The sequence below is a fragment of the Aeromonas sp. 603079 genome (assembly GCF_049172135.1).
GTDB lineage: Bacteria > Pseudomonadota > Gammaproteobacteria > Enterobacterales > Aeromonadaceae > Aeromonas > Aeromonas veronii.
In genome coordinates, this window is sequence record NZ_JAAKPX010000002.1 from 41811 (window position 1) to 53537 (window position 11727).

Below are 11727 nucleotides of genomic sequence, written 5' to 3' on the forward strand. Positions count from 1 at the left end.
GTAGAGAGCACGCGTAGACTGTCAACGCCGACCAGATCAAACCAATTGACAACAGAGCAACAAATGACCACTCAAGAATTCGACCTGCACCACATCTGGCACCCCTATACCTCACTCACTCACCCCCTGCCTTGCTATGAAGTGGCCAGCGCCAAAGGGGTGACCATCACCCTCAGCGATGGCCGCGAACTGGTGGATGGCATGAGCTCCTGGTGGGCTTGCGTGCACGGCTATCAGGTGCCGGAGTTGGACGCTGCTGCCACCGCACAGCTCGGCAAGATGTCCCACGTGATGTTTGGCGGGCTGACCCACGCCCCGGCGGTCGAGCTCTGCCGCAAGCTGGTGGAGATCACTCCGAAGGGGCTTGATCGGGTATTTCTGGCCGATTCCGGCTCGGTGGCAGTGGAAGTGGCGCTCAAAATGGCGCAGCAGTACTGGCATGCCAAGGGGACGCCCAGAGCCAAATTTGTCGCCCTGCGCAGCGGCTATCACGGCGACACCTTTGGCGCCATGAGCGTCTGCGATCCCGATGGTGGCATGCATGAGCTCTACAAGGGATTCCTGCCGGAGCACCATTTTGTCGATGCGCCCAGCTGTCGCTTCCACGCCGAGTGGGACGAGCAGTGCGTGGTGGAGCTGGCCACACTCATGGCAGATCATCACGAGGAGATCGCCGCCATCGTGCTTGAGCCCATAGTGCAAGGCGCTGGCGGCATGCGCTTCTATCACCCCCGCTATCTGCAGTGGGTACGCGCCCTGTGCGACGAGTTCGGCGTGCTGCTCATAGCTGACGAGATTGCCACCGGCTTTGGCCGCACCGGCCAGCTGTTTGCCTGCGACTGGGCGGGGATCAGCCCCGACATCATGTGTCTGGGCAAGGCGCTCACCGGCGGCTACCTCACCCTCTCGGCGACCCTGACCACCGAGCAGGTCGCCCGCACCATCTGTGACGGCAAGGCCGGCGTCTTTATGCACGGCCCCACCTTTATGGGCAACCCGCTTGCCTGCGCGGTGGCCAACGCCTCCATCGCTCTGCTGCTGACCTCACCTTGGCAGGAGCGGGTGCGCGCCATCGAGCATCAGTTGCGTACCGAGCTGGTAGAGCTGACCCTGCACCCGGCGGTCGCGGATGTGCGAGTGCTCGGCGCCATCGGGGTGGTGGAGATGAAAGAGCGGGTGGATGTAGCGCGCATCCAGCGCAAGTTTGTCGAACTGGGCGCCTGGATCCGCCCCTTTGGCAAGCTGGTCTACCTGATGCCCCCGTTCGTCATCACCCCTGAAGAGCTGCGGGTATTGACCGGCGCCATCCGTCAGGCCATCACCGAAGGCGAGTTTTAAGGCATGCAGCGGGCGGCCATCGCAGCCGCCCGTTTGACTACCGGCATTTGATATATAAAAAGGGCAACTTTATCCACTTCAGTGCAGTTTCACTTGCCGTAATGTGAGCAAAACACCAGACCTGAGGCCCCAAGAGGGGTAAACTGCTGCGGTTTTACCATCAAGAAAGACTGCTCATGCGCCTCTCCATTGCTGCCAAAATCAACTTTTTCCTGCTCTTCATCTTCTCCATGGTACTGGTCTTCTCCGCAGCCTATCAGGCGGTGCGCGAGCGCGATCTCATCCTGACCCTCATCAAGGAGCAGAGCCGCGAGCAGACCGAAGCCTATTTCGACGGCCTCAACATGCTGATGCTGACCGGCAAGATGGATGCCCGCGATACCCTACGCGGCAAGTTTCTCGACCACGCCCATGTGGAGGATGCCCGCATCGTCCGTGGCGACGCGGTGAGCAAACAGTTCGGGCCGGGACGGGAGACAGAGCAGGTAAAGGATGAGTTTGATGAGCTGGCTCTGGCGGGCAAAGGGAGTCTGGAGGTGGTGCACAACGGCATGCACAGCCGTCTGGTGGTGACCCGACCGCTGCTGGCCAAGAAGGATTTTCGCGGCACCGACTGCACCAGCTGTCATCTGGTGCCGGAGAATACCGTGCTTGGTGCGGTGCGCTTTGACTACTCCCTCGATTCGCTGTTTACCCGGGTCGAGCAGAATATTCTCACCTCGGCGCTCATTCTCACCGGCATCTTCGGGATGGGACTGCTGCTGACCCTCTGGGTCATCCGCACCTGGATCGTGCGCCCTCTCAACCAGTTGACCCGCTCCATGGAAGAGGCCACCGACCTGCACGACTTCGGCCACCGGCTGGAGGGGGATGACGGCGACGAGATTGGCCGGGTGGCGGTGGCCTACAACCAGATGCTCGACAGTGTGGAGCGACAGCTCGGCAAGCGACCGCTCGGCGGCAAGCCGGGAGCTCGCCCTGGCGAATAGCGGACCACACCACCCGGCATCGGCTAACCGGTGTAATAGAACAGCAGACAAGCAATAAGGATCAGCAGCAGGATCGCCAGATTGACGTGATAGGCATCATCCCTGCGCCGACTGCGCCGCCGCTCCAGCAGCAGTACAGCTAGGGTCAGCAAGCTGCAACCCCACAGGCCATGCACCAACCAGGGAGTGAGTGCGGGATCCCAGTAATCGCGTACCTTGATGCCGCCGTAAACCAGAAAACCATATGCAATCTCCGGCCTAGCATAGTGATAGAGCGCAAGCAGCACGATAAAACCGCACCAGCAGATCAGCACCATTGCTCGCAACAGTCGTGTCAGCCAATCCGGCCCTTGTCGCCGCTCTTTCACTCGCATCTCCTGTCCCGAGGGAACCCTGCTTGGGTGAACCATGCTGAAAACCCCACCAGAGTCCGACATTTTTGCTTGTTTATCAAACCCGCGCGGGTAAGATTGACGGCTTAGTCTGCCATGGTGGGCCATCTGTGCCCGGGCCAGACTCCCTAGTGTTGCAAATAGCGCTGCAAGAACAAGCTGGAGACAATATTTCGATGACGCACGCATCCGTAGTTGATGTGCTGACCGGTAAATATGCGGTTGGCACCACCCTGACTGTACGAGGGTGGATCCGGACTCGCCGTGATTCCAAGGCGGGGATCTCATTTTTGGCCATTTCCGATGGCTCCTGTTTCCATCCGGTACAGGCCGTCGTCCCCAATACCCTGGCCAATTACGAGAATGAAGTGCTGCGTCTGACCACCGCCTGCTCCGTGGAAGTGACTGGCATCATCGCCGAATCCCAGGGCAGCGGCCAGGCTTTCGAACTGCAGGCCACCGATGTGAAGGTCGTCGGCTGGGTCGAAGATCCCGATACCTACCCGATGGCCGCCAAGCGCCACAGCATCGAGTACCTGCGTGAACAGGCCCACCTGCGTCCGCGCACCAACATCGTGGGTGCCGTGACCCGGGTTCGCCACTGCCTGGCGCAAGCTATCCACCGCTTCTTCCACGAAGAGGGCTTTGTCTGGGTTGCGACCCCGCTCATCACCGCCTCTGATACCGAAGGGGCCGGCGAGATGTTCCGTGTCTCTACCCTGGATCTGGAAAACCTGCCGCGTACCGACGCCGGCAAGGTGGACTACAACGAAGATTTCTTCGGCAAAGAGGCCTTCCTGACCGTATCCGGCCAGCTGAACGCCGAAACCTATGCCTGCGCCCTCTCCAAGGTCTATACCTTCGGGCCGACCTTCCGCGCTGAAAACTCCAACACCAGCCGTCACCTGGCCGAGTTCTGGATGGTGGAGCCGGAAGTGGCCTTCAACAATCTGGAAGATAACGCCGCCCTGGCCGAAGCCATGCTGAAGTATGTCTTCAACGCCGTCCTGACCGAGCGTCGCGACGATCTGGAGTTCTTTGCCCAGCACGTAGACAAGGATGCCATCGGCCGTCTGGAGCGTTTCGTCGCCTCCGACTTCGCCCAGATTGATTACACAGATGCCATCGAAGTGCTGAAAAACTGCGGCAAGAAGTTCGAGTTCCCGGTCTCCTGGGGCATCGATCTCTCCTCCGAGCACGAACGCTATCTGGCCGAGGAGCACTTCAAGTCTCCGGTGGTGGTGAAGAACTATCCGAAAGATATCAAGGCCTTCTACATGCGCCTCAACGACGACGGCAAGACCGTTGCCGCGATGGACGTACTGGCACCTGGTATTGGCGAGATCATCGGTGGCTCCCAGCGTGAAGAGCGTCTGGAGGTACTGGATGCCCGCCTGGCCGAGATGGGCCTGAAGCAGGAAGATTACTGGTGGTATCGCGATCTGCGCCGCTACGGCACAGTCCCGCACTCCGGCTTCGGTCTGGGCTTCGAGCGTCTGGTGGTTTACGTGACCGGTATGGGCAACGTCCGCGACGTGATCCCGTTCCCGCGAACTCCGCGTACCGCCGAGTTCTGATCAGCGGCATATTGCCACTACATTGCAAAAGCCGTCCTCAGGGTCGGCTTTTTTATTACCCCCGTTATGGGTAATACTCAGAACCAATCGACACAAGGAATGGGTCGTTCATGGGATATCGTCGGCTTCTGACACTCTTGCTGCTCTGGCTCCCCCTGCAATTGCGGGCAGAACCCGTGCACCTGACCACCCTGGAGTGGCCCCCCTATACCAGCCAGCATCTCCCTGATGGTGGCCTTACCGGCCATATCGTCAAGCGTGCATTTGCCGAAGCGGGGCTGGAGGTTCAGTTTGACTTCTACCCCTGGCATCGAGCCATGTTGCTGGCATCCGATCCCGCCCAGCACTACAGCGGCTACTTCCCCAAATACTTCGCCGATGATCTGGATAAACGGTGGCATATCTCCACCAGCGTGGGCAGTAGTGTGCTGGGCATGGCGCAGCAAGCCGGCCCCCCTATCCACTGGCAGCGACTCGAAGATCTCGCTTCCTACCGGATTGGGGTCGTCGCAGGTTATATCAATACCCGTGAATTTGATGCCCTGATGGCCAGCAAGCGCCTCAACACCTTTGCCGTGGACGACGATCACCTCAACCTGCGAAAATTGCAGCGCGACCGGCTCGATCTGGCCGTGATCGACCGGGATGTTTTCTACTGGCTCACCTATCACGATGACAAACTCCACCCCGAACAGCTGCAGTTCAACCCGAAGATCCTCGGGTACAAGAGCCTGCACATCATGTTCCGTCCCGATCAACAGCAACTGCAACAGCGAGTGAACAATGCGCTAGCCAGACTCGATATCAAGCAGCTGAGCGAACAGTATCAGCGTCGCTATCTGCTATCAGCACCCGCCCCCCGATGAGCAGAGTCGCAGAACACCCCATTTGTCAAAAAAGATATCTTTAACCCGTGTTTTTACAGCCTCTTCTCCCCTGACCCGGGCCTTTTTCCACAACTTCCTTACCAACGCCTTCCCCATCACAACGCCTCTGGTTGCACTCTGATGGGCTTGGCCCCGAGTGATACCACTTGGTGACAAAAATGATGTTTTTGTTAGTACGTGGTTTTTAAGTGGTTTAATCAAAAATTCATCGAGTTATTGAAGTAACTCAATTTTTTCACTTTTTCAGGGGAGCAGAATAGCAACTAACCCTTTTGGGCTAAATAAAACAGACAATGACAATTCATGGTTCAGGCTACCCGCGGCAATATGGGTTGAATCACACGAGGTAACGGAATGATCTTGATGGAATTTTTGGTGGTACTCGGCTGCTTGCTGCTGGGTACTCGCTTTGGGGGCATGGGACTCGGTCTCATCAGTGGTATCGGTCTCTTCCTGCTGACCTTCGTCTTCGGCCTGGTGCCGGGCGAACCGCCTGTTCAGGTAATGCTGACCATTCTGGCGGTGATCGGCTGTGCCGCCACCCTGCAGACTGCCGGTGGCCTCAACCTGATGATGCAAGTGGCCGAGCGTCTGCTGCGCCGCCACCCGCAATACATCACTATCCTGGCGCCGCTCACCACCTGGACCCTCACCTTCCTGTGCGGTACCGGCCACGTGGTCTACACCATGTTCCCCATCATCGCTGACATCGCGCTGCAGAAGAACATCCGCCCCGAGCGCCCGATGGCCGTGGCCTCCGTTGCCTCCCAGATGGCCATCTGCGCCTCCCCGGTCTCCGTTGCCGTGGTCTCCATGGTCTCCATTCTGGCGGCAGGTCACGGTATCGGTCAGGCTTACGGCCTGCTCGACATCCTGATGATCGCCATCCCCTCCTCCCTGACCGGTGTCATCGTGGCTGCCCTGTGGAGCCTGCGTCGCGGCAAGGATCTGGACAAGGACGAAGAGTTCCAGGCCAAGATCAAAGACCCGGAGCAGCGCGCCTTCATCTACGGCGGTGGTGAAACCCTGCTCAACACCAAGTTCCCGAAAGAGGCCTACTGGTCTACCTGGATCTTCTTCGCCGCCATCGCTGCCGTGGTATTGCTCGGTGCCAACGAAGGTCTGCGTCCGGTGTTCACCATCAAGGACAAGACCGGCCCGCTCTCCATGAACCTGGTGATCCAGATGATGATGCTGATCGCCGGTGCCATCATCCTGATGCGCTGCAAGGTCAAGCCGGGCGAGATCGCCAACGGTGCCGTCTTCAAGGCGGGTATGGTCGCCATCTTCTCCGTATTCGGGGTTGCCTGGATGAGTGAGACCTTCTTCCAGGCTCACATGCCGCTGCTCAAAGAGACCCTGGCCCATGTGGTACAGGCCCAACCCTGGACCTACGCCCTGGTGCTGTTCCTCATCTCCAAGCTGGTGAACAGCCAGGCAGCCGCCCTCACCGCCATCGCCCCCATGGGTCTGGCGCTGGGTGTCGAGCCGAAGCTGCTGATCGCCTTCCTGCCAGCCAGCTACGGCTACTTCGTGCTGCCAACCTACCCGAGCGATCTGGCCTGTATCGGTTTCGACCGCTCCGGCACCACCCGCATCGGCAAGTTCATCATCAACCACAGCTTCATCATTCCGGGGCTGATCGGGGTGGTGACCTCCTGCTCGCTGGGCTTTATCCTCACCAGCATCCTGCTCTAATCGCAGCGGCGTTTACCACGCTATTGCAATACAGGCCCCCGCTTCGGGGGCCTGCTTTTTTCCCCGCTCCGTTACCTCAACCACTTCCCCGCCGCCATTTCCGGACACTATGCCTTTACCTCTGCCCCCGCCGCTGGGTAGCATGCCCCCTCGTTCACCACCGGAATCTCATCCATGTCTCGCGTCATCCTGCTCTGGAGCGGTGGCAAAGATGCCATGCTGGCTCTCTGTCATGCCCGTCAAGCGGGCCATCAGGTGGTGGCACTGGCCACCTTTGCGCCGCCAGAGCCCCGATTTCTCGCTCACCCCTTGCCGCTGGTGCGCCGTCAGGCGGAAGCCCTCGGGCTGCCCCATCTGCTGGTCACCATAGAAGCGCCGTTCGATCTCGGTTATGAGCGGGAACTGGCACGGCTCAAGGAGGAGTGGCAACTCGATGGCGTAGTCACCGGAGATATCGACAGCGTGGGCGGCGCGCCTAACTGGATCCGCGAGCGCTGCCGCCCGCTTGGGCTCACCGTCCATACCCCGCTCTGGCAGCAATCTCGCCAAGCCTTGCTGGCGGATATGCTGGCCCGCGGCATCGTCGCCCACCTCTCCTGCATCGATACCCGGGTGCTGGCCCCCGAGTGGACTGGACGCCCCCTTGATGCCGCCACCCTCGCCGAGTTGCAGCAGCTGGCAGCAACCCAAGACTTCGATGCCTGCGGCGAGCAGGGGGAGTACCACACCATGGTGACTGACGGCCCGGGCTTTGCCGCCCCGCTGCGCCTCGATGGCTGGCAGGTAGCACGGCAGGATCATCTGGCCTATCTGGCTGAGCCACAGGGGTAACGGCCTCAAGCCATCTGGCGCGCTCGTTCAGGGACGCGCGAAAAATCGAGATAAAAAAAGGGAGGCAACAGCCTCCCGTTTGGAGTGGAGCGGACCAATTTTGAGCGGGCCATGATGACCCGAACAAGGGATAAACCGGCTTATTTCGCCAGCTTGCCCAGCACCCGCTGCAGCAGGCGGATGCGCGGCTCGATGCTGTCCAGCAGCAGGAATTCCGCCTCCGAGTGAAAACCGCCCCCCATGGGGCCGAAACCATCGAGGGACGGCACCCCCGCGGCGGCGGTAAAGTTGGCATCCGAACCGCCACCGGCCTCCAGCCAGTTGAAGGAGATCCCCTCCTCTTTCGCAGCCGCCTCCACCAGCGCCATCACAGCTTCTGTATCGCCGCTCGGGCGCATCGCCGGCTTGAAGGTCTGGCGATCCACCTCGACCCGACAGCCCGCAAGGAAGGGGTTGTTGGCCATAAAGGTGAGCCGCTCGTGCACCGCAGCGGCCTCTTCGTTACTCCAGAAACGCAGATCGACGATTGCCTCGGCAAAGTCGGGCACCACGTTAACGCCGGTGCCGCCCTGTACCACGCCGACGTTCATGGTGGTGCCCGTGGTCATGTTGACCTGCTCGTTAATGGCCAGCACCCAATGAGCGAGTTCTGTGATGGCAGAGACCCCTTCGGTCAGAGCCGAACCGGCATGGGACGCCTTGCCGTGAAAGGTGATGCGGTACTTGGCATTGCCCTTGCGGGCGCTGATGAGATCCCCGTTGGGGCGCGCCGCTTCGGCCACCAGCACGCAGCCGCTCTGTTTGGCCTTCTCCACCAGCCAATCTTTCGACCAGGGGGAGCCAATCTCTTCGTCGCAGTTGCAGCAGACCAGCACCTTGAGCTTGGCCAGCTGCACCGGATCCATCTCTTTAAGTGCATACCAGATAGAGAGCAGGCCACTCTTCATGTCCGAGACACCGGGGCCAAAGGCTTGATTGCCTTCGATTTTCAACGGGCGCTTGGCCGCTGTTCCCTCGGGGAAGACGGTGTCCATGTGTCCCACCAGCATCACGTCGTAGTGAGCGGCACCCGGTGCATTGGTTGCCTCGAGGCAGGGGCCGCACTCGGCAGCAAACTGGTGGCGGGTCACCTGCCAGCCGATGGCCTCATATTTCTCGGTCATGATGTCGGCCACTTTGGCCACCCCGGCCGGGGTGCGAGTACCGCAATCGAGGTTGATGAGCGGGGCCAGATCTGCCAGGTAGGCATCCAGAGAAAAAGCGTTGCGAGAGTCTGTCATTGTCATCTCCTGGGACGGGAGGGCAGGCCTCCCGTCCGACAGCCGAGTGAAAGGGGCGGACAGCTCGTGCCGTCCGCCACCCGCTTACATAAACAGCAGATAGTTGAGGGTCAGCGCCGTCACCAGCGCCCCCGCCATCGGCACGCTGGTGCGTTTGACCACGGTAAAGGGCGACACCTTGGCAATCCCCGCACAAGCGATCAGCACCGCCGCGATGGGAGAGATGGTACGGCCGATACTGGACGCGAGCTGCATCGGCAGCAACATGGTCACCGCAGGCACGCCAAACTTGGCCGCCACCGCCGGTGCCAGGGTCGAGAAGCTCAGGAACGCCGCGTTGCCGGAGCCCATGATGACCGCCGCCACCATGATGAGGCCCACCATCACCAGGGTCATCAGGCCGCTGCCGATACCGGCATTGCTGGCAGAGTGCAGCAGGGTATCGATGGCGCCGATGGCCTTGAGAGATTCGGCAAACAGCTCGGCACAGACGATGAGCGCCACCACAGGGCCAAACACCTTGCCCATGCCATCGAGGAAGCTCGACAGCCCCGCGAATGCGGTTCGCACCGAGCGGCTACGCAGCAGCTCGCACAGCATGCCGATAAAGACCGACAGCAGCATGGCCACCTCCACGCTCATCTTGATGTCGCTCACCAGCAGCTTGGAGAAGGTCATCATCAGCACGAAGGGGATTATCGGCAGCAGGGCATACCAGGTGGGCGCCTGCACGCTCTCGGTGCCCTGCTCGTCCAGCTCGGCGTGATCGCCGCGATGGAGCGCAGGATCCCAGCCATCCTTGCGATCGCAGTGACGCTGCCAGAAGAAGTGCAGCACCATGGTCACCAGCAGCATGGGGGCCACCAGCCAGATCTGGTAGTCGACGAAATAGCTGGTCGGATCCATGCCGGATTGACCGGCGGAGAAGATGGCGTTGGTCTGGGTCGGGCCAATTTCAAACGCCTGGGAGGTGGCGATGACACCACAGGCGGAGGCCGGGCTGATGCCGAGGTTGCGCATCACCGGATACATGGTGACCATCAACAACAGGCCAAGGCCGGTGGCGGAGGTGACGAATAGGGAGACAAAGACCGCCACCAGATAACAGATGGCGAGCATCAGGTAGCTGGACTGGATGCCCGCCACCGGCTTGACCGCCACCCGCACCAGCGCCTGAGAGGCCCCGATATGGGACATGTAAGTGGCAAAACCCGCCACCGCCATGATGGTGAGGCCGAGGCCCGCCGCGCGGTAGGAGAAGATCCCCTTGAACACTTCGAACAGGTCGAACAGGGCGAAGCCGGTGCTCTTGTCAGCGGGGAGAATGGGGTGCAGCCCCAACCAGTAGGCCACTGCAAAAATGGCCATGCCCGCCAGCGCCAGCACCGCCTGCGGGCTGTAATCCTTGATGATGCCGTAGACCACGGCGACCAGAACGAGCAAGACGAATAAAAGTTCCAATATTCACTCCTGATAAATTTATCGAGGAGCGAAATCTAGTGATCTGACTACTGTTTGCCTTTGATCCCCATCAATAAAGGTGACGACATTGGGCTTTGACAGCACAATATGTTAGCCAAGTGCCAAATTTTCGTTTTTTCACCCACAGAAAAACCTTTACCATTCTCGGAAAGAGAATTGTCTGACGCGACTCCCCTCTTTTTTGCGTTGGATCAACATACGACAGCGCCGAAGTGGCGAAGATGCGCTTCGACATATAGCGACCATTTCGCGCCGGAGAGAGTTATGACAAGCCAAGCCACCGCAGGTGTCTCGACCTGCGACTACAAGCTGTGGGACATCCTCGTCGAGTCTGCAAAGGAACGCACTACCATTCGTTATTCCAAACTGGCCAAGCAGGCCGGGCTGGAGCAGTGCCAGGATGAACTGCGCACCCTGCTGCAACGCATCCGCATGTACTGCACCGAAAACAACCTGCCGATCCTCTCCGCCATCGTGGTGGACGACGTGGGCAAATACACTGGCCTCTCTTCCAGCCTGCCTGATGCACCCTGGGAACGGGCCCGGGTCTTTGACCATGAGTGGACCACCCTGCACTGATTGAGGTACTTGATGATGCCGACCAAAACGCGCCCACTGGCGCGTTTTGGCTATCTGGCGTTTGCCCCCTTCTCTTTTTCTCCTGCAATAGTCGATCTTCTCCCGCAATACCCAACCCCATCGGGCACGCCAGCCCCACTGCTTCTGACTTTGTGCTCAAAATCGCCGTTCAGGTGTGACCAGTTCCGGTAAAACCCGCGAGCCGGACCATCGGCGTTGCCATGGGATTGCCACAATGCCAGAATCGGGCCCTTGCACTCTGTTGATTCGGATTTTCGGGCACGGCCACGGCCAGCGCCCACAAGAGAAGGACTCCCCATGGCCATCACCCTCTATGGCATCAAGAACTGCGACACCATCAAGAAAGCCCGCAAGTGGCTGGATGAGGCTGGTATCGACTACCGCTTTCACGACCACCGCGCCGACGGCCTGAACCCGGACGATCTGGACAGCTGGCTGGCAAAACTCGGCTGGGAAGCCCTGCTCAATAGTCGCGGCACCACCTTCCGCGCCCTGCCGGATGAGGCCAAACAGGGGCTCGATACCGCCAAGGCGCGCGCCCTGCTGCTGGAACATCCGGCCATGATCAAGCGCCCGCTGCTCGACCGTGACGGCGAACTGACTCTGGGTTTCAAGGCTGATCACTACCAATCCCTCTTTTCCCGTTAAGGACA

The 11727-nt window shown here is 60.0% G+C and carries 11 protein-coding genes; 8 read left to right on the top strand and 3 right to left on the bottom strand.

The genetic code is table 11. The features are described from left to right. Positions 1-63 precede the first annotated feature (63 nt). Together bioA and G5287_RS01375 are read left to right on the top strand one after the other, a co-directional pair. The gene (bioA, locus tag G5287_RS01370; protein WP_421230663.1) at positions 64-1338 is read left to right on the top strand and encodes an adenosylmethionine--8-amino-7-oxononanoate transaminase; all 1275 of its coding nucleotides are present in this window, start codon (positions 64-66) and stop codon (positions 1336-1338) included. 176 nt (positions 1339-1514) lie between these two features. Then, the gene (locus tag G5287_RS01375) at positions 1515-2327 is read left to right on the top strand and encodes a HAMP domain-containing protein (protein ID WP_216979127.1); all 813 of its coding nucleotides are present in this window, start codon (positions 1515-1517) and stop codon (positions 2325-2327) included. Between the two features lie 23 nt (positions 2328-2350). Here the strand turns inward: G5287_RS01375 and G5287_RS01380 are convergent, their stop codons facing one another. Further along, the gene (locus tag G5287_RS01380) at positions 2351-2701 is read right to left on the bottom strand and encodes a hypothetical protein (RefSeq protein ID WP_216979128.1); all 351 of its coding nucleotides are present in this window, start codon (positions 2699-2701) and stop codon (positions 2351-2353) included. A gap of 194 nt (positions 2702-2895) precedes the next feature. Here G5287_RS01380 and asnS point away from each other — a divergent pair, with 194 nt between their 5' ends. From asnS to G5287_RS01400, 4 genes are all read left to right on the top strand, one after another. Further along, positions 2896-4296: an asparagine--tRNA ligase gene (gene asnS, locus G5287_RS01385; protein ID WP_216979129.1), complete on the top strand. Its 1401-nt coding sequence runs from the start codon at positions 2896-2898 to the stop codon at positions 4294-4296. A 110-nt stretch (positions 4297-4406) separates the two neighbouring features. After that, on the top strand, positions 4407-5162 hold the full coding sequence (locus G5287_RS01390) for a substrate-binding periplasmic protein (protein ID WP_216979130.1): 756 nt from the start codon (positions 4407-4409) through the stop codon (positions 5160-5162). A gap of 375 nt (positions 5163-5537) precedes the next feature. Continuing rightward, positions 5538-6881 carry an anaerobic C4-dicarboxylate transporter gene (locus G5287_RS01395; protein WP_005337916.1) on the top strand — a complete coding sequence of 448 codons (1344 nt, stop codon included), beginning with the start codon at positions 5538-5540 and terminating at the stop codon, positions 6879-6881. Positions 6882-7055: 174 nt separating this feature from the next. Then, positions 7056-7712, top strand: a complete 657-nt coding sequence (locus G5287_RS01400) for a hypothetical protein (RefSeq protein ID WP_421230664.1) — start codon at positions 7056-7058, stop codon at positions 7710-7712. 140 nt (positions 7713-7852) lie between these two features. On the opposite strand, the gene G5287_RS01405 is transcribed toward G5287_RS01400, so the two are convergent. Beyond that, positions 7853-8992: a M20 family metallopeptidase gene (locus G5287_RS01405; protein WP_216954207.1), complete on the bottom strand. Its 1140-nt coding sequence runs from the start codon at positions 8990-8992 to the stop codon at positions 7853-7855. An 84-nt stretch (positions 8993-9076) separates the two neighbouring features. Then, positions 9077-10453, bottom strand: coding sequence for a C4-dicarboxylate transporter DcuC (dcuC, locus tag G5287_RS01410; protein WP_421230665.1), 1377 nt, complete (start codon positions 10451-10453; stop codon positions 9077-9079). A gap of 285 nt (positions 10454-10738) precedes the next feature. Here dcuC and G5287_RS01415 point away from each other — a divergent pair, with 285 nt between their 5' ends. Together G5287_RS01415 and G5287_RS01420 are read left to right on the top strand one after the other, a co-directional pair. Next, positions 10739-11053 carry a hypothetical protein gene (locus G5287_RS01415; protein WP_266134434.1) on the top strand — a complete coding sequence of 105 codons (315 nt, stop codon included), beginning with the start codon at positions 10739-10741 and terminating at the stop codon, positions 11051-11053. A gap of 318 nt (positions 11054-11371) precedes the next feature. Beyond that, positions 11372-11722: an ArsC family reductase gene (locus G5287_RS01420; RefSeq protein WP_005337930.1), complete on the top strand. Its 351-nt coding sequence runs from the start codon at positions 11372-11374 to the stop codon at positions 11720-11722. The last annotated feature ends 5 nt before the right edge of the window (positions 11723-11727 follow it).